Genomic DNA, 17,596 nt, shown 5'->3' with positions numbered 1-17,596 from the left:
GCCGTTTTTTTGCCAAAAGAAAAGCCCCGTGCAGAACACGGGGCTTTCTTCTAAGCGAGGCTTAAGTGGGGGAAAATTACATCATTCCGCCCATACCACCCATGCCGCCCATGCCGCCCATATCAGGCATACCAGCGCCGCCTTCAGATGGCTCATCAGCAATCATCGCTTCAGTGGTAATCATCAGACCAGCAACGGATGCTGCAGCTTGCAGTGCAGAACGAGTTACTTTAGCTGGATCAAGAATACCCATCTCGATCATATCGCCGTATTCACCGGTAGCAGCATTGTAACCGAAGTTACCTGTACCTTTTTCACGAATGTTAGCAACGATCACTGAACCTTCTTCACCCGCGTTACCAACGATCTGACGCAGTGGCGCTTCGAGAGCACGGAAAGCTAGCTCGATACCAACAGTCTGATCATGGTTGTCGCCTTGCAGCGCGCCAACATTGTCCATTGCGCGGATCAGTGCAACACCGCCCCCAGGTACTACGCCTTCTTCAACGGCAGCACGAGTTGCATGCAGCGCATCTTCAACGCGAGCTTTCTTCTCTTTCATCTCAACTTCGGTAGCAGCACCGACTTTGATGACAGCAACACCGCCGGCCAATTTGGCCACACGCTCTTGCAGTTTTTCACGGTCGTAGTCAGAAGATGTTTCTTCCATCTGCGCACGAATTTGAGAAACACGCGCTTCAATGCCAGCATGATCGCCAACACCGTCAACAACAGTGGTGCTTTCTTTAGTGATTGTGACGCGCTTAGCCTGACCCAGTTGCTCAAGCGTTGCAGTATCCAGACTCAGACCAACCTCTTCAGAGATCACAGTACCGCCGGTCAAGATAGCAATATCTTCCAGCATCGCTTTACGACGATCGCCGAAACCAGGCGCTTTAACCGCAGCTACTTTAACGATACCGCGCATGTTGTTAACAACCAGTGTTGCCAACGCTTCGCCTTCAACATCTTCAGCAATAATCAGCAGCGGACGAGAAGTTTTAGCCACTTGCTCCAGAATCGGCAGCAGGTCACGGATGTTAGATACTTTTTTATCAACAATCAGCATGTATGGGCTTTCCAGCTCAACACTCATGCTTTCTTGGTTGTTGATGAAGTAAGGAGACAGGTAGCCACGATCGAACTGCATACCTTCAACGACGTCCAGTTCGTTTTCCAGACCGGAACCTTCTTCAACGGTAATAACACCTTCTTTACCAACTTTTTCCATCGCTTCAGCGATGATGTCACCCACGTGGGCGTCAGAGTTAGCAGAGATAGTACCGACCTGAGCGATCGCTTTACCATCAGCACAAGGAACAGACATCAGTCGCAGCTGCTCAACTACCGCAGCGGACGCTTTATCGATGCCGCGCTTCAGATCCATTGGGTTCATGCCAGCAGCAACAGACTTCAGGCCTTCGTTAACAATAGCCTGAGCCAGTACGGTTGCAGTGGTGGTGCCGTCACCGGCAACATCGTTGGCCTGGGAAGCAACTTCCTTAACCATCTGTGCGCCCATGTTTTCGAACTTATCTTTCAGCTCGATCTCTTTCGCAACAGATACGCCGTCTTTAGTGACAGTAGGAGCGCCGAATGCTTTGTCCAAAACAACGTTACGACCTTTAGGTCCTAATGTGGTTTTAACTGCATCAGCCAGAATGTTTACACCCGCTAGCATACGTACGCGAGCATCGTTACCAAACAGTACTTCTTTAGCCATTTTTAAAAATCCTGTGTCTAAAAAATTCAATTAGAAATTCTTACCAGAAGCTTTAACTCAGCTTTCCAGTACACCGTAAATATCGCTTTCGTTCATGATCAGCAGTTCTTCACCATCAACTTTAACGGTGTTAGAACCTGCGTACTGACCAAACAGCACAGTGTCGCCAACCTTAACATCCAGAGCCTGGATCTCACCGGTACTGGTAATACGACCAGTCCCTACAGCAAGAACTTCACCCTGGTTAGGCTTTTCAGCAGCAGAACCTGGCAGCACAATACCACTGGCAGTAGTTGCTTCTTCTTCTTTACGGCGAACAACCACACGGTCGTGAAGCGGACGAATTTTCATTGAATCTCTCTCCTGATCCGTTGATCAAAAAAAGTCAGTTTTGTTTTATAAAGTGCAGCAACAAAGCGTTGCTACAAATCCTTGGATGACACACTAAGTGGGGGCGCCAAAAGACATTTCAACACCCAGAGTAAAAATATTTTTAGTCTTCGCGACGAAAATCACCATCAATAATATCGCCGGGCTTACCCGCATCCGAATGATGTGGCGGATACTGACGATGGTGCAGTGAATCGCCCATGTCAGGATTTTCCTGCCGGTGCGACATCGCCACAATGGTAAAACGACTCATGGCCTGACGCACAAGCCACTGACGGGTGAAGGGAATCAAACACAAAAAGCCAATCACGTCGGTAACAAACCCCGGTGTCAGCAATAAAGCCCCACCCACCGCCAGCACAATCCCTTCAACCATTTCATTACCGGGTACCTGCCCAGTATTCATCCGTTCCTGCGCCCGAGCGAGCGTAGACAACCCCTGATAGCGCAGCATGTTTACCCCGATAAACGCAGACAACAACACCAAGCCAACCGTATACCAGGCTCCGATCGCCTGACCGACATTAATCAGCACCGTGATTTCAATCACCGGGATAATAATAAAAAGCAGTAGAAGAAAGCGCATAATGCTCCAATCCTGTGTCCGCTAAGAGAAAAGAAAAGTAAGCCTTATCCCCTTGAGGACATCTTGAACTTACTTTCCACGATCCCTCAACAGCCCATCACAGATAAATAAATAGCCCCGATAGAAATTTTGCACAACATATAGGGCAATCAGAAAAAACACTGAACATTCAATATAGTTAGGGACTCTTGTGGTTTTTTCAACCCCATAAAAACCAATCGCATTCGCAGCATTACGACTAAAAAACTATATCAAAACGCACCTAAACCTGCATACTTTACAACTTGTCAAGCTGACAAATCGGCAAAAAAGGACAATAAATTAACATCACAAGTCATTGTTTATTATGCACTTTAAGCAATTGACCGTTTAATCAGTAGACTTTTTTGCAGAAGCGTTATAAGTTCTTACCAAAGCATTTTGCATCGCACAAAATAGCCATAATAAAAAAGAAAATAAAATATAGAAGATAAGGTAGTAAAACTGATGGAACTGAAAGATAAAGTAATTGTTATTACCGGCGGCGGCCGCGGTCTGGGTCGTGCAATGGCACTGGAACTCGCAGAAAAAGGCGCAAAACTTGCCCTCGCCGATCTCGATCAGGAAGGTCTAGATGAAACTATTGGTCTGTGCATGGAGTTCGGTGTAGAAGCTCGAGGCTATATTGCCAACGTATCTGACGAAGATTCTGTTGTTAAACTGTTCAATGATGTTGCCGCCGACTTTGGTGCTATCAATGGACTGGTAAACAATGCGGGTATCACCCGTGATGGCCTGTTTATCAAGGTTAAAGAAGGTAAAGTTGTCAGCAAAATGAGCTTGGACAACTGGAACCTCGTAATGGATGTTAACCTGACCGGTACATTCCTGTGTGGTCGTGAAGCCGCAATCAAGATGATTGAACTGGGTAACGAAGGCTGCATCATCAACATCTCATCTATCTCACGCCACGGCAACATGGGCCAGACGAACTACACGGCTACTAAAGCCGGTGTACAAGCGATGGCTGTTACTTGGGCAAAAGAACTGGCCCGCTACGGCATCCGTGCGGCTTCTATTGCACCAGGCTTTATCGGTACCGAAATGGTATTGAGCATGAAACCTGAAGCACTGGCAAAAGTCGAATCGACTATCCCAGCTAAACGTCTAGGTAAGCCACAAGAGATCGCTAATACCGTTGCCTTCATCCTGCAGAACGACTATGTAAACGGTCGTTGCATCGAGGTTGACGGCGCACTACGTCTCTAATAGACGCCGTATACTGCGTTAACAAAAGCCAGCAGCGATGCTGGCTTTTTCTTTGATAGCCTCTCCCCATTCTACACGTAATCAATTCAGCCCCTGATATTTTCGAGTATTGAAAATACCCGATGACTTTTTACAGTAACCCATATCATTACCCTGTAAGCTGCAACTTAAACGCATTTGATATCAGTAGAGACCAACCATGACAATATACAAATCAACCGACGGTGAGCACGCGGTCAAACAATGCTATAACGAGGTGCTTAAACTCTGGCCGGTTGCTTTTGAATCGCTAACCTTGCCAACCCACCACGGGGATACCCATGTGTTGGCCTGTGGTGACGCGATACTGCCGCCGCTATTGCTCCTGCACGGGGCAATGTCTAACGCCACCGCTTGGTTACCGAATATAGAGGAATGGTCGAAGCATTTTCGCATCTATGCGATCGATATGATTGGCGAGCCAGGCTTAAGCGCACAGGTTCGTCTACCTATGGCCGGTGATGCTTACGCTTTATGGTTAGATGAGGTGATGCAAGGGTTATCGTTGTCTAATGTTGCCATCGTGGGTGAATCACTCGGTGGCTGGCTGGCACTGGACTACGCTAATCGCCGACCAGAAAACGTCAATCGACTCGCCCTGTTAGTGCCCGGCGGCGTTGGCCCACAACGGAAATTTCTTCTCAAAGCCCTACCACTGATGTTGCTGGGCAAATGGGGCAAACGGAAAGTACATGAGATGATCTTCGGCCCTGAAGAGAAAAACCCATCGGCGACAACGCTGAAATTTCAGCAGTATTTTACGCTGATCAGCCAACATGTTATCCCCCGTATGGATAAGCTACCTATCTTTAATGATCAAGCCCTACAAACCATCAAAGCCCCGACGCTGGCGATCGTTGCGGGTAAAGACGTACTACTCAATTCTGCAGTCACTCAAACACGGTTAGAAGCGAACCTCCCCGATATTCAGGTGATTTACCAACCAGAAGCTCGTCACCTGATTCGGGACAGAGACGCTATCTTAGGTTTTTTATTAACAGCGACAGCTTAAAGCGTACCCCGACGGCATAGTCACTTGGCCGTCGAAAAACGTTCTAAACGCTCAAGCAGTTCGACCTTTCGCTCAGGTGTGGCAAAACTATATTCAAAACTATTACGCGCTAGCTGTATCGCTTGCTCACGGGTCATACCTAAGCTTTTTTCGAGGGCCATGAAGTTCTCGGTGAGATAGCCACCAAAATAGGCAGGGTCATCAGAATTAACGGTGACCTTAACGCCCTGCGCTAGCATCTGCAGGATATTGTGTTCGCCCATATCGTCAAAAACTCGCAGCCGAGTATTCGACAATGGACAAACGGTCAATGCAATATCTTCCTCGGCTAAACGCTGCATCAAGGCGGTATCATCAATCGCTCGGACACCATGATCAATACGGTCTACTTTAAGTATATCCAGAGCATCAATAACATTCTGTGCCGGGCCTTCTTCGCCAGCATGGGCAACCGCCAGTAATCCCAGCTCACGCGCCTTGGCAAACACTCGGGCAAACTTAGCCGGCGGATGGCCAAGCTCCGAACTATCCAAACCAACCGCGATGATCTTATCCAGAAAAGGGGTTGCCTGCTGCAGCGTCTCAAACGCATCTGCTTCGCTCAGATGGCGGAGAAAACACATAATCAAACCATAACTAATACCATACTCACGCTCAGCGTCCTCTAGAGCCCGGCTGATACCGTTAATCACCGCGTCAAACGCAATGCCTCTAGCGGTGTGAGTTTGGGGATCAAAAAACGGTTCAATATGGATAACATGCTGCGCCTGACATTGCTGAATATAGGCCCAGGTTAGATCATAGAAATCTTGCTCGGTTTGTAGCACTGCAGCCCCTTGATAATAGAGATCAAGAAAATCCTGCAGGTTGCCAAAATTATAGGCGTTACTTAGCTGTTCGACTGATGAGTATGGCAATGCAATACCGTTACGCTCTGCCAGTGCGAACATCAACTCAGGCTCTAATGAACCTTCTAGATGAAGGTGTAACTCAGCCTTGGGTAAGGCATTCAAAAACTGATCCATCCATCACTCCCTTGGCTTGTCTCAGCACTTAACAACGGAGTGTTAAGTGCTTTTCAAACTCTATCTTATTCGTGTTACGCGATCTTGAGGACGCATATAACTGTCAACTTATAATCAAAGTAAAAATTAAACTTGGTCGCTTTTCAATAATAGTCGCACTTTAATACGTTGCTTTCAGTTTATTCCGGTACGCTATTCGGTTTCGCTGTAACTTCATGCCAAGGTGCAACTTTGAGTAATAACAGCATCCCCGGTATCGCCAACAACGCACAGAGATAAAAGAACATATTCCAACCAACAGCATCGACAATATAACCCGTCAGGGCATTTACAAACGTACGAGGTAAGGCGGCTAACGCGGTAAACAGCGCAAATTGGGTGGCCGCAAAGGTGATACTGGTCGTACGAGCGATAAACGCGGTAAACGCCGCCGTGCCGAGGCCCACACCGAGATACTCAAAGCTAATCACCACCGCGAGTACCAATTTATCCGGACCTAATTCGGCCAGCAGTGCAAAACCAAGAATCGTCACAACCTGAACAACCCCAAAAATCCACAGTGCCCGGTTGATACCCAGCTTAATCATCCATAAGCCACCAAGAATCCCCCCAACCACGGATGCCCATAACGCTGATGCTTTGGCGATAACCCCTATTTCCGTCAGGCTGAAGCCCATATCAATATAAAACGGCGTCGACAACGCGGTAGCCATATTGTCGCCTAACTTATATAGAAACATAAAACAGAGAATCTGCAGTGCGCCGGTCCAGCCCAACCGAGTAATAAACTCATTAAAGGGTTCGACCACCGCTTCTTTTAGGGTTTTCGGTGCCCGGGGGGCGGTAATAGGCTCTTTGACGATGAGAGTCATCAACACACCCAGTATCATAAAGCCCGCGACGATCATAAAAACGCTACTCCAGGGCATGATATCCGCGAGAATAAGCCCCAAAGCACCTGGTACTATTCCTGAGATTCGATAAGCCTGCACATGCACCGAATTGCCCCAGCCTAACTCCTGCTCCGGCAATAACTCCCGGCGATAAGCATCCAAGACAATATCCTGACTGGCGCTGAACAGAGCAACAGCAGTGGCGAGGTAGGCAATAGTCATGATCGACATGCCCGGGTCAAACAGCCCCAAACAGGCAATCGAGCCGAGCAACGCCAACTGCATCAACAACATCCACCCCCGGCGACGGCCAAGAAAAGGCGGAATATACCGATCCATCAGTGGTGCCCACATAAACTTCCATGTGTAGGGGAAGGTCACCAAAGCAAATAAACCGATCTCTTTCAGCCCAACTCCTTCCGCACGCAGATAGGCCGGCAGTAATTGAAACAATACATAAAGAGGCATACCGGAAGAAAACCCGGTAAAAATACAGATCAGGGTACGACGGTTTAAAACCGCATCCGACCAGTGTTGTTTGTTCTCAGTCGCGTTTACCGGGTCCACTTAAAATCCTTGGAATGAAGTCTAAACCTGTGTCAGCCTAGCCGATATAAAGTAACGGCAGCTGAACGCTGCCGTGTATAGGAAAGATTAATCCCGGAAGTTGGTATATTGCAGCGGCAGCTCGAGATCAGCCTCTCGCAACATCGCCATCACACCTTGCAGATCATCACGCTTCTTGCCGGTCACCCGCACCTGATCACCCTGAACCTGAGCCTGTACTTTCAGTTTTTTATCTTTGATCATCTTGATAATTTTTTTACTCAACGGCTGATCGAGTCCCTGCTTTAGCGTAACCAGTTGGCGGGCACGCATGTTAACCGTTTGCGCCTCACCGATATCCAGACTCTTCGTGTCTATCTTACGTCCCACCAGCTTGTTGCGCAGAATTTCCATCATCTGTTGCAACTGGAAATCCACTTCGGCCTGCAAGGTAATCACCTCACCGGCGAGTTCAAATTTGGCATCAACTTTATTAAAATCATAGCGAGTGCCCAGTTCCCGATTCGCCTGGTCGACAGCATTCGTCACTTCATGCATATCCAGTTCAGAAACAATATCAAATGATGGCATCCAAAATACTCCTTAAAATACTGCGACCGCTCCGCTGGCGGCAAATTCGTTTGATCCTGCCTATCATACCGTTATGATGGTCAGACACATACCCCAATTCAGTACAGGATTCTGACCTATGCACTGGCATATTCTGGGCGCTGGCGCTATCGGGTTACTTTGGGCAAGCAAGCTAGAAAAGGCGGGCCACCAAGTCTCGTTGATTCTGCATACCCCTGAAAAACTAGCGCACTATCGTCAAGTAGGTGGCTTTACACTCACCGATGAGACAAACACTGAACACTTCAATCCCCCGGCAGCACTGGCGGATAACGATGAATCTATCACTCACCTGCTGGTCACCACAAAATCATTTGCTGTCACGGCCGCATTCGCCTCAATTCAGTCACGCCTGAGTGATAGCAGCCGAATCCTATTGCTCCACAACGGCATGGGGCCACAACAGCAGTTGGCCGCGAACCATCCGCAGCTAGAAATATGGGCTGGCAGCACTACCGACGGTGCCTATTTTGAACGCCCCTGGCAGCTGATCAGAGCCGGTATCGGCGCCACTCAGATAGGTCGTCTATCGGACACCGGTAACGAGCAACTCTATCAAGCACTGACCGCCGCGGATGATCAACTCAGCTTAGCGACCGATATCCAGAGCGTTCTATGGCGCAAACTAGCCATTAATTGCGCCATTAACCCCCTGACTGCGCTGTATAACTGCCGTAACGGCGAATTAATCAAGTACACCGACCGGCGAGCCGCGATGGCCCAGCTCTGCAAAGAGGTGGATGATGTTGCCCATGCATTGGGAATCACGCTATTTGAACGTAAGTTGATGGAACAAGCTTGGGATGTGGCCGAATTAACGGGGGAAAACTACTCCTCCATGCAGCAGGATATCAGCCATCAGCGGCCAAGTGAGATTGAAACCATTACCGGTTATTTCTGCGCTATTGCCGATCAGGCCAGCATCCCTGTTCCAGCGAACCAGCTTGTATTGGAAGCCATTCGCGGCCTCAGCGAAGCCGCCGCAAACTAAACACAGCTTTTTAAACATAACGGGATTTACAAAGGATATTAGCATGGCCAAGAAAAAGCAGGATATGAGCGCATCTGAAACACGCCAATCACTGGGCCTAGGGGAGGATTACCCCTACGACACAAAGATGTCCCGTGAAGATTATGAAAAAGAGAAGAAAAGGTTACAAATAGAACTGCTACAGATGCAGAACTGGATTAAAAAAACCGGCCAAAAAGTGATTATCATTTTTGAAGGCCGCGATGCCGCTGGCAAGGGTGGCGCGATTCAGCGGTTCACCGAACACCTGAATCCACGGGGCGCCCGTATCGTCGCACTCGACAAACCCTCTAGCGTTGAACAAGGCCAATGGTATTACCAGCGCTATATGCAAGAACTTCCCAACGCTGGTGAAATCGTCCTATTCGACCGATCTTGGTATAACCGCGCAGGTGTTGAGCGAGTCATGGAGTTCTGTACCGAAGAGGAATATAAGTTATTTCTCAAACACACACCGATGCTAGAACAGATGCTGGTTGAAAGTGGTGTATGGCTATTTAAATTTTGGTTCTCAGTTAACCAGCGGGAACAGTTTCGTCGTTTTGAAGAGCGCCGAGAAGACCCTTTGAAGCAGTGGAAACTCAGTCCTATGGATATCGCCTCCGTTGAACGCTGGGCAGATTACACCAAAGCGAAAGAGGCGATGTATCACTATACCCATACGGAGCACGCCCCTTGGACCACCATCATGTCTGATGATAAAAAACGGGCCCGTTTAAGCGTTATGAAGATTGTTCTTAACGCCCTGCCCTACAAGGACAAAAAAGATAAAAAAGACCTCAAACCCGACAGTAACATCGTCGCCGATGCGATGGATCGCACACCCCAGTTTAGTCATAAACATATCCCGGAGATTGATTAAAAAAGAGGGTCAGATGACCCTGATTCATTGATGCCTGACTGATTTTCATTTGACCAGAGCGCAACTGCAACATAGAGTAGCGCCTCGTTCTACTGGTGCCCAACGCTGATTCTACAGTAAGGGTTAATCGGGAAGACTGGTGCGCTCCTCAACAGAGCAAGTCCAGCGCTGCCCCCGCAACGGTAAGTAACTGCAAAACTGATATAGCCACTGTGATGGGAAGGTGTCAGTTGTTGTTCGATGATCGGCTCATCACCGATCAAGTTACAAGCCCGGAGACCGGCCAGTAGTCAGTCCACTATTTAAGTGCACGGTGGGTGCGCTAAACAGGAAATACAATGAACAGACTCCCCCTTTATCAGGCCGTACTGCTGGGTACTTCACTGATTTCTGCTGCCGCTGTAGCACAAGAAAACAACACCTCCGATCCTCAAACACTGGAAACGATCGTTGTATCTGCCAACCGCATTGAGCAACCGATTACAGAAACCATTGCTTCCGTCTCGGTTATTACCGCAGAAGATATACAGCGTTCTCAAGTTAGCTCAGCTAAAGCGGCCATCAACCTGTTGCCCGGCGTTAACTTCACCAGCAGTGGTGCCCGCGGACAGGCTGCTGCCATGTATACTCGTGGTACAGAGTCAGATCATACGTTAGTTCTGCTCAATGGTATTCGCATTGGTACACCCTCTGCCGCCGGCACACGCTTAGAACTAATCCCAATTGATCAAATTGAAAGAATTGAGTTTGTCAGAGGGCCACGTTCTGCGCTTTATGGCTCTGATGCCATTGGCGGCATTGTTCAAATTTTCACCAAACAACCGACTGGAGACGCAACTGGCTCGGTTGCTGTTACTCTTGGCGACCAAGGTACCCAGAAAATTGCCGGAAATATCTCTAAACAATACAGTGATACCGGCAGCATCTTATTATCGGTATCCAGCGATCAAGATGATGGTATCGATGTAAAAGATGACACCGAGACAGATAAAGATGGTTATCGTAACCTATCCGCGAACATCACGGTAAACCAACAACTAAGCGAACAGTTCGATCTCACCCTGCAAGCCGCTAAATGGCAAGGCAACAGTGAGTTTGATACGTCTTATGGCGGCAATGAGTCCGATTTTGAAAACGAACTCTATTCAGCCCAAGTGAGTTACACCGGCGAGCGTTTTGAAAGCAGTGTCACAACCGCCTTTGTCAGAGATGATAACCTGACTTACGGCAATGGTATCAGCCGTAAAAATGGCTCTCGCTATGTGACTGAAAGAACTCAAATAAACTGGCTCAACAGCTTTTTCATCAATAATAGTACCCTCTCAGCCGGTATCGATTACCTCGATGACGACTTAGGTGATAGCAGCGAAAACTACAGCGAGACGAGTCGTGAAACCAAAGCCGCTTTTATTGGTTTATTGCATCAAGGGGAGCGCTATCAAGTTGAAGCAAGCGGCCGTTATACCGACGATGAACAGTTTGGCGATAATTCTACTTTCAGTCTAGGTTATGCCTATCAGTTTGAGCCATTGACCGTCGCATTAAGCTATGGCACCGCGTATAAAGCTCCGACTTTTGATGACCTTTACTACCCTTCACAATGGGGTTATCAGGGCAACCCAGATCTAGAACCTGAAGAATCTCACACCGCTGAAATCACCTTCTCGGGTAATAAACAGAATCGCTGGGAAGTCAGCCTGTATAAAACAGAGATTGATAACCTGATCGAAATTAATGACACCTGGTCAACCATGGTCAATACCGCTGAAGCGGAAATTGAAGGTGCCGATGCTAGCTATCAAATTAGCTATGGCAACTGGAATCATAAACTGAGCTATCAATATGTCTACGCGATTGATGCTAACAGCAAAAAACAGCTACGCTTCCGGCCAAAAGACACTGTTAAATGGCAGATCCAATATGCTAAAAACAACTGGTCAGGTGGTAGCGAATTACTCTGGGAAGGCAAACGCTACACCACTTTGGATAACAGCGCTTCACTCCCAGCATTCACGACAGTTAATTTGTTCGCGCAATATCAAATCACCCCAGAATGGCTGTTAGGTGCACGGGTAGAAAACCTGTTTGACAAGGTATATCAAACCAATCCCGGGTATAATACCCAGGATCGCTTAGTCACTGCGTCGGCCCGTTACAGTTTCTAATCACTAAGCACATTTATCGCTGAACACCAGAGGCCGGGCTATAGCACCCGGCCTTTTTATTGGGAGTTAATATGGCAAACCGTCTGACTAAAATCTACACCCGTACCGGCGACAAAGGCACCACGTCACTGGCCAATGGTCATAAAGTGGATAAGTGCCACCCGCGTATCGAAACCCTAGGCGATACCGACGAGCTGAACTGCCTACTGGGCGTATTGATTGCTGAGCTACCCGCTCAGGAACCGTTAAGGCAACGTTTGTTACAGTGCCAAAATGATCTGTTTGACCTCGGTGGCGAGTTAGCCGTTGCCGACCCGGGTTACACTGTAATCAATGATGCGGTGATCACCGAGATGGAACAACAGATCGATGCGATGAACAGCACTCTGCCACCGCTAAAGGAGTTTATCCTCCCCGGCGGCAACCGCGCAGCAGCACTGTGTCATCAAGCACGAAGCGTATGCCGACGGGCCGAAAGACGTATAGTGGAACTGGCGCAGCAGGAAACGGTCAATCAGATTAGTGCGAAGTATCTGAACCGGCTTTCTGATTTGCTATTCGTCGCCGCTCGTCTACTAGCCCGCCAGCATGGCGGAGAAGAAGTGTTATGGCAGCCACGTAAGCCGGCTAAATAACCGCCATAGACGCTTTAGCTTTACTAAACCTAAAATGAAACCTGACAACTGTTGAGAGAGACCTATATGTTGCGTTCAATCGCCCCACTGACCCTTGCCCTTTCAGCCATGATGTTAGCCCCGCTGGCACAAGCGGATTGCGCCGATGATCAAAACTGGTGTGAAACAAAGTGCGAAGTTAAACACATCACCGATGAAGCGGCGGCCACCGGCTGTAAATCCAAGTGTGTTGCCGAACGGGCAGCCTGCAGCACTAAAGCTGGCGCAGAAACGGCTTGGGATGCCACCAAAGAAGCAGCCAAGGACACTAAATCGTTTTTTAAAGGATTAACCGAATAAGACCTGTAAGGCAGCGGTTTGCACCATAAGGCTTAGCAAGCCCTGTTATTAATGCCTAGTAAAGATAACGATTCAGCCAGCTTTAGTCTTGATCTATTTTCAACCGAGCTTGCTGAATCACATTACACATCTGTTGCGTACCGTCCAACAAACGCATCGTTGGCCGGTATAACAGGTCTTCATTCAAACGATAAAACTGCTGATAACGGCTCGCCGCCAATTTAGGCCAAGCCAACCATTGTTGCTCCCAACCGTCAGGCACATTTTCACCGGTTAAGATGACCTGTGGATCGGTTTGTAAGACAGATTCTATGCCCAGATGAGGAACCGCTTCTCGATGATCAGCAAACAGGTTTTCACCGCCACACAGATCGATAGCCTGACTGATCATCTGGCTCTTATTCAGCGTCATCAGTGGCTGATGCCAGAGTTGATAGAAAACCCGTATCTTTGTCCGCGAGGCATAGCTGTGCTGCAATTGTTGTAAGCGCCGTTCAAACTCGCTAGCCAGCGGTTCCGCCTCTGGTCGTTGTAGCAACCGCCCAAGCGCTCGCAGGTTATGAGCAATATCACTAAACACTTTAGGATCTGAGTAATACACAGGAATACCTAACCGCTCTAACCGCTGCAGCGGCAAAAGCGGATTCCCTCCCGCCCAAGCCACCACCAGATCCGGCTGCAGGGCAATAATCGCTTCTAAATTAAAACCTTGTGCATCCCCTACGATGGGAATATCCAGCGCTTGGGGTGGGTAATCACTGTGGCTCACCACCCCAACGACACGATCACCTGCGCCAATAGCGAATAAGTTTTCGGTAATATGTGGGGCTAACGCGATAACCCGTTTAGCCGGTTGAGCAATATCAATCACCCGACCATGATTATCTGTCACACTAATGCCTGCTTGCGCTACCAAAGTGAATAAACACTGGCTGCATACAAATAAGATTAAAACGGGTAACTTTAGCCGCATAACGAATCGCCGGAAGTAGAGTGAGTCAAACAGAACCTCGATTCTACCCTAGCCGACGGTGAAAAATATCATTGTAGCCATTGAAATTTAACAATATTTTATGATTTTGTTCTTTGAACAGATCGTCAGGGTGTAAATTTTATGCAAATTCAAGAACCACGTCAGGGTAACGGGTTGGCGCTGTTCAACCTAGGCTTTCGCCCCTTCTTTTTATTCGCCGCACTGTCCAGCATGCTGTTGATGATCCACTGGCTAATGCTATTAGGAAAAGGCCAAACGACTTACAGCTATTATCTGCTTAGCCAGATATGGCATGGCCACGAAATGCTGTTTGGTTATGCCGTGGCCGTGATCGCTGGCTTTCTGTTAACCGCCGTTCGCAACTGGACTTCGATACAGACACCGTTCGGTGCAAAGCTTGCCGGATTATTTTTGCTCTGGCTCGCTGGCCGTTTACTACCCATCATAGCGGAATTTGTCACACCGCTACCGGATCTGTTAATCGCACTAACCGATCTGTTGTTTTTACCCATGATCGCATTATCGATTGGCATCCCCATTATCCGCTCAGGTAATTATCGCAACCTTGTCTTTACCGTGATTCTGTTGGCGATGACCATTGCTAACCTGTTGATCCATCTGCAACTACTCGGCATCACTGAAACGACACTGGCGACTGGTTTGCAACTAGAATTGGGCCTGATCATCATGGTTATCGTGGTACTAGGTGGACGGGTTATTCCATTCTTTACCGAGCGCGCCCTCGCATTTGAAGCGAAACGCTATACTTGGCTTGAGCATGCAGTTATCCCTTTAGCCGCGGCTTGGCTACTGGCCGATGTCTTTCAACTTATCCTCGTTACATCTATTTTAGCGGCCCTTAACGCAGTCCTACACCTAGTACGACTGATCGGTTGGTTCAAGTTACGCATGATACGTAACCCATTGATCTGGATTCTGCACCTAGCCTATCTGTTTATACCCCTAGGGTTTGCGCTGGATGCGCTAACGGGATTCATCTCACTATCCCCTTATCTAGCAATCCATGCCTTTGCTGCCGGTGCCATCGGCTCGATGACGATTGGCATGATGGCCCGCGTATCGCTCGGACACACTGCCCGGCCACTAAAGCTTGCGAAGATAACGATCGTCGCTTTTATCTTGATGATTATCGCCGGTGTTGTTCGGGTCTTTATGCCCATGATTCCAGAGTTGCATATGATGGGTGTGCATATCTCTGGCGGTCTATGGGTGCTATCTTGGCTGCTGCTCCTGATTCCTTATACCCCGATACTATTGAAACCAAGGCTCGATGGGCAGTTTGGCTAAACTGCCATATAACCAGCCCCATAATCAGTATTCAACGAAAAAGCTAACTCTGCCGCCCGCTGCACGTTTATGTGCCAGCGGGCTCAAAGATGGTGCAAAATAACTTACAACATCGTATCTTCGATGACTTATCACGACGGCATACTCTTCAATAGCGCCAGAACCATTCAGTCACAGTATAAAACCATGGTAATACACTAAAATTATTCCTAATATGAATTTTATATTCATGTGGAACAAGACTTGCTTGTAGATAGTGCTTATTAGGTACTCCTGATGGAATTAGCAATGACACTATTGAATAAACTCTTTGGCACATCAAACAGTACCGCTTCGGATCTTCATACGCCTATTATCGATCCCCCAACCCAGACTATCGATGTTCCATACTTCTCTGACGATGAAAAGCGCTTCTATCGTGCATTGCAGCTAATTAGCAGCCAAACAGCACAGCTCTCTCGCCAAGTTTTCAGAGCGTTAGAGGCTCAGGAAAACTTTCTTTCAGAGATTAATCAACGGGCTGCAAAACTAGATACCGAGTTAAACGTCGCTAACGACTATTTAAACAGCTCTAACGCCACAGTCAGCTCACTGCAGCAGCAAATTGAAACAGAAGTACAGGACGTAAACAGCTCGATTAACCAATCACTGGATGAGATAAGCCGCTCCCTTGCGGATAAATCCAGCAATGTGAGCGAGGTACTTAACGGTATTCTTAAAATAGGCAAAGGGGTTAATCTGTTAGCACTCAACGCGTCTATTGAGGCCGCCCGAGCGGGTGAACATGGCCGAGGATTTGCCGTTGTGGCCGATGAAGTCAGACGCCTCGCTAACGTCACCACAGAGCAAGCACATCAAGCCGCCAAGCAACTCGACTTCTCCCAAGTTAACACTGAGCTAAGTAATATCAGCTTAGCCAATACCAAAAAACTCGATAATTTCGTCAATGTTACTCAATCAGCCACAGAGCAATTAACCGAACTATTTAACTCCATCGCCACACAACTGAGCGCCGTCATGGAGAATACCGCGGTCATCTTTGAAACCCTCGAGATGAGCAATGGCTCAATGCAACGAATCAGCAACAAAAACCAGTTGATTAATCATGTTGTCGAAGAGATGTCTCAAGGGTTAGATAAAGTTGATATACACAGTGCAGATATCCATTTAGCCTCCCAAGCGATCAATCACACACTAAATAAACTCCATCTGGTCGCCGATGCTGGGCACGATCAACTAGACGATGTACTGCGTCGTGGTAAATTGCGCGTTGCCATTGAACCTAACTTTGTCGGCTTGTCATTCCGCGAAAAACTGGGTGAGCCACTCAAGGGCCTCGATGTCGATTACGCGTTAGCATTTGCCCGCTATCTGGGCGTTGAGTGTGAATTTATCGAAGCCCCTTGGGATATGTGCACAGAATTGCTAACGTCAGGCAAGAAATTTGGCCAACCACCCGCCGATATCGTCATCAGCGCATTACCGCCTTCGGCTGAATATGACAATGTTGCCTACTCCGATGCTTATACCTATCTGCCTTGGGTGTTAGCCCGCCGCAAAGGGGACAAGAGAATCAATTCAATCCACGATCTACAGGATAAAGTTGTCGGCGTGATCAACGACCCTGCGGCCTTAATGATCTTAGAAGACCTTGGCATTCGCTGGAGTAGTAACGAGAAAAAGTCTGGTGGCAATATTACCCTCAATAACCTGATCGCATACTCCGACCAATCTCGCATTCACCACTGTCTGGCCGATGGTATCGTTGATGCCTTTGGGATTGATCTGCCAATTTATTACTGGGCGTGTAAAAACCCTGCCAGCCCTTGGTTCGATAAGATTGAGATCATACCCGGCAACTTAGCTCCTCGGCCTTTTTTCTACACCATGGTTGTTAATAGTAGCGCCTCCAGCTATCGCTTATTAGCCCAAGCCAACCGTTTCATCCATTGGTTTAAGCAGCAGAGCGAGCGCACAGCGATTGAACAGAAATGGCAAGGCAAAGCCCTCGATGGCAGCGGCTCCTACTGTGACGAACCCGGCAATCTCTTAGGTGAGCCTGAGCTGAAAAAACGTTATGAAGCTCACTGCCACAAATTTAATCTGGAACCTAAACCGCTGAAGCAGCAATAATATAGCGACCTTTTGAGTAACATTAGTATCCGATAGGA

The 17,596-nt window shown here is 48.0% G+C and carries 16 protein-coding genes and 1 riboswitch; of the genes, 9 read left to right on the top strand and 7 right to left on the bottom strand.

What is annotated here, in order from left to right; all coding sequences use genetic code 11:
- Positions 1-76: 76 nt before the first annotated feature.
- From groL to AC0L4K_RS02845, 3 genes are all read right to left on the bottom strand, one after another.
- The gene (gene groL, locus AC0L4K_RS02855; RefSeq protein WP_473268105.1) at positions 77-1,723 is read right to left on the bottom strand and encodes a chaperonin GroEL; all 1,647 of its coding nucleotides are present in this window, start codon (positions 1,721-1,723) and stop codon (positions 77-79) included.
- Between the two features lie 57 nt (positions 1,724-1,780).
- On the bottom strand, positions 1,781-2,074 hold the full coding sequence (locus AC0L4K_RS02850) for a co-chaperone GroES (protein WP_126158479.1): 294 nt from the start codon (positions 2,072-2,074) through the stop codon (positions 1,781-1,783).
- A gap of 142 nt (positions 2,075-2,216) precedes the next feature.
- Positions 2,217-2,699 carry an FxsA family protein gene (locus AC0L4K_RS02845; RefSeq protein WP_417224666.1) on the bottom strand — a complete coding sequence of 161 codons (483 nt, stop codon included), beginning with the start codon at positions 2,697-2,699 and terminating at the stop codon, positions 2,217-2,219.
- Positions 2,700-3,185: 486 nt separating this feature from the next.
- On the opposite strand from AC0L4K_RS02845, the gene AC0L4K_RS02840 reads away from it, so the two are divergent.
- Together AC0L4K_RS02840 and AC0L4K_RS02835 are read left to right on the top strand one after the other, a co-directional pair.
- The gene (locus AC0L4K_RS02840; protein ID WP_417224668.1) at positions 3,186-3,947 is read left to right on the top strand and encodes an SDR family oxidoreductase; all 762 of its coding nucleotides are present in this window, start codon (positions 3,186-3,188) and stop codon (positions 3,945-3,947) included.
- 199 nt (positions 3,948-4,146) lie between these two features.
- Positions 4,147-4,998, top strand: a complete 852-nt coding sequence (locus tag AC0L4K_RS02835; RefSeq protein ID WP_473268104.1) for an alpha/beta fold hydrolase — start codon at positions 4,147-4,149, stop codon at positions 4,996-4,998.
- 20 nt (positions 4,999-5,018) lie between these two features.
- Here AC0L4K_RS02835 and AC0L4K_RS02830 read toward each other — a convergent pair whose 3' ends face one another.
- The 3 genes from AC0L4K_RS02830 to AC0L4K_RS02820 all read right to left on the bottom strand — a co-directional run bounded on the left by AC0L4K_RS02830 (position 5,019) and on the right by AC0L4K_RS02820 (position 8,053).
- Positions 5,019-6,023, bottom strand: a complete 1,005-nt coding sequence (locus AC0L4K_RS02830; RefSeq protein WP_473268102.1) for an adenosine deaminase — start codon at positions 6,021-6,023, stop codon at positions 5,019-5,021.
- Positions 6,024-6,202: 179 nt separating this feature from the next.
- On the bottom strand, positions 6,203-7,483 hold the full coding sequence (locus AC0L4K_RS02825) for an AmpG family muropeptide MFS transporter (RefSeq protein WP_473268101.1): 1,281 nt from the start codon (positions 7,481-7,483) through the stop codon (positions 6,203-6,205).
- An 87-nt stretch (positions 7,484-7,570) separates the two neighbouring features.
- On the bottom strand, positions 7,571-8,053 hold the full coding sequence (locus AC0L4K_RS02820) for a YajQ family cyclic di-GMP-binding protein (protein ID WP_417224713.1): 483 nt from the start codon (positions 8,051-8,053) through the stop codon (positions 7,571-7,573).
- A gap of 118 nt (positions 8,054-8,171) precedes the next feature.
- Between AC0L4K_RS02820 and AC0L4K_RS02815 the strand changes: the two genes are divergently transcribed.
- The 5 genes from AC0L4K_RS02815 (at position 8,172) to AC0L4K_RS02795 (ending at position 13,123) form a co-directional block, all read left to right on the top strand.
- A complete protein-coding gene (locus tag AC0L4K_RS02815) occupies positions 8,172-9,083 on the top strand; it encodes a ketopantoate reductase family protein (RefSeq protein ID WP_417224715.1) in 912 nt (303 codons plus the stop codon).
- A 43-nt stretch (positions 9,084-9,126) separates the two neighbouring features.
- The gene (ppk2, locus tag AC0L4K_RS02810; protein ID WP_473268099.1) at positions 9,127-9,984 is read left to right on the top strand and encodes a polyphosphate kinase 2; all 858 of its coding nucleotides are present in this window, start codon (positions 9,127-9,129) and stop codon (positions 9,982-9,984) included.
- A 76-nt stretch (positions 9,985-10,060) separates the two neighbouring features.
- A riboswitch (cobalamin riboswitch) is annotated at positions 10,061-10,286 on the top strand.
- Between the two features lie 36 nt (positions 10,287-10,322).
- The gene (locus AC0L4K_RS02805; RefSeq protein ID WP_473268098.1) at positions 10,323-12,149 is read left to right on the top strand and encodes a TonB-dependent receptor domain-containing protein; all 1,827 of its coding nucleotides are present in this window, start codon (positions 10,323-10,325) and stop codon (positions 12,147-12,149) included.
- A gap of 71 nt (positions 12,150-12,220) precedes the next feature.
- A complete protein-coding gene (locus tag AC0L4K_RS02800) occupies positions 12,221-12,784 on the top strand; it encodes a cob(I)yrinic acid a,c-diamide adenosyltransferase (RefSeq protein WP_473268097.1) in 564 nt (187 codons plus the stop codon).
- Between the two features lie 66 nt (positions 12,785-12,850).
- On the top strand, positions 12,851-13,123 hold the full coding sequence (locus AC0L4K_RS02795; RefSeq protein ID WP_417224722.1) for a hypothetical protein: 273 nt from the start codon (positions 12,851-12,853) through the stop codon (positions 13,121-13,123).
- Positions 13,124-13,205: 82 nt separating this feature from the next.
- Here the strand turns inward: AC0L4K_RS02795 and AC0L4K_RS02790 are convergent, their stop codons facing one another.
- The gene (locus AC0L4K_RS02790; RefSeq protein ID WP_473268096.1) at positions 13,206-14,015 is read right to left on the bottom strand and encodes a cobalamin-binding protein; all 810 of its coding nucleotides are present in this window, start codon (positions 14,013-14,015) and stop codon (positions 13,206-13,208) included.
- A 222-nt stretch (positions 14,016-14,237) separates the two neighbouring features.
- On the opposite strand from AC0L4K_RS02790, the gene AC0L4K_RS02785 reads away from it, so the two are divergent.
- Together AC0L4K_RS02785 and AC0L4K_RS02780 are read left to right on the top strand one after the other, a co-directional pair.
- Positions 14,238-15,425, top strand: a complete 1,188-nt coding sequence (locus AC0L4K_RS02785; RefSeq protein WP_473268095.1) for an NnrS family protein — start codon at positions 14,238-14,240, stop codon at positions 15,423-15,425.
- A 276-nt stretch (positions 15,426-15,701) separates the two neighbouring features.
- Positions 15,702-17,558: a methyl-accepting chemotaxis protein gene (locus AC0L4K_RS02780; protein WP_473268094.1), complete on the top strand. Its 1,857-nt coding sequence runs from the start codon at positions 15,702-15,704 to the stop codon at positions 17,556-17,558.
- The last annotated feature ends 38 nt before the right edge of the window (positions 17,559-17,596 follow it).

The organism is Amphritea sp. GJ51-11 (genome assembly GCF_055808735.1).
This window is presented reverse-complemented; position numbering and strand designations above follow the sequence as displayed.

What these genes read in the sequence shown, in the direction of transcription:
- groL (WP_473268105.1), bottom strand. Translation starts at nt 1,723, where the DNA reads ATGGCTAAAGAAGTACTGTTTGGTAACGATGCTCGCGTACGTATGCTA.
- AC0L4K_RS02850 (WP_126158479.1), bottom strand. Translation starts at nt 2,074, where the DNA reads ATGAAAATTCGTCCGCTTCACGACCGTGTGGTTGTTCGCCGTAAAGAA.
- AC0L4K_RS02845 (WP_417224666.1), bottom strand. Translation starts at nt 2,699, where the DNA reads ATGCGCTTTCTTCTACTGCTTTTTATTATTATCCCGGTGATTGAAATC.
- AC0L4K_RS02840 (WP_417224668.1), top strand. Translation starts at nt 3,186, where the DNA reads ATGGAACTGAAAGATAAAGTAATTGTTATTACCGGCGGCGGCCGCGGT.
- AC0L4K_RS02835 (WP_473268104.1), top strand. Translation starts at nt 4,147, where the DNA reads ATGACAATATACAAATCAACCGACGGTGAGCACGCGGTCAAACAATGC.
- AC0L4K_RS02830 (WP_473268102.1), bottom strand. Translation starts at nt 6,023, where the DNA reads ATGGATCAGTTTTTGAATGCCTTACCCAAGGCTGAGTTACACCTTCAT.
- AC0L4K_RS02820 (WP_417224713.1), bottom strand. Translation starts at nt 8,053, where the DNA reads ATGCCATCATTTGATATTGTTTCTGAACTGGATATGCATGAAGTGACG.
- AC0L4K_RS02815 (WP_417224715.1), top strand. Translation starts at nt 8,172, where the DNA reads ATGCACTGGCATATTCTGGGCGCTGGCGCTATCGGGTTACTTTGGGCA.
- ppk2 (WP_473268099.1), top strand. Translation starts at nt 9,127, where the DNA reads ATGGCCAAGAAAAAGCAGGATATGAGCGCATCTGAAACACGCCAATCA.
- AC0L4K_RS02805 (WP_473268098.1), top strand. Translation starts at nt 10,323, where the DNA reads ATGAACAGACTCCCCCTTTATCAGGCCGTACTGCTGGGTACTTCACTG.
- AC0L4K_RS02800 (WP_473268097.1), top strand. Translation starts at nt 12,221, where the DNA reads ATGGCAAACCGTCTGACTAAAATCTACACCCGTACCGGCGACAAAGGC.
- AC0L4K_RS02795 (WP_417224722.1), top strand. Translation starts at nt 12,851, where the DNA reads ATGTTGCGTTCAATCGCCCCACTGACCCTTGCCCTTTCAGCCATGATG.
- AC0L4K_RS02785 (WP_473268095.1), top strand. Translation starts at nt 14,238, where the DNA reads ATGCAAATTCAAGAACCACGTCAGGGTAACGGGTTGGCGCTGTTCAAC.
- AC0L4K_RS02780 (WP_473268094.1), top strand. Translation starts at nt 15,702, where the DNA reads ATGGAATTAGCAATGACACTATTGAATAAACTCTTTGGCACATCAAAC.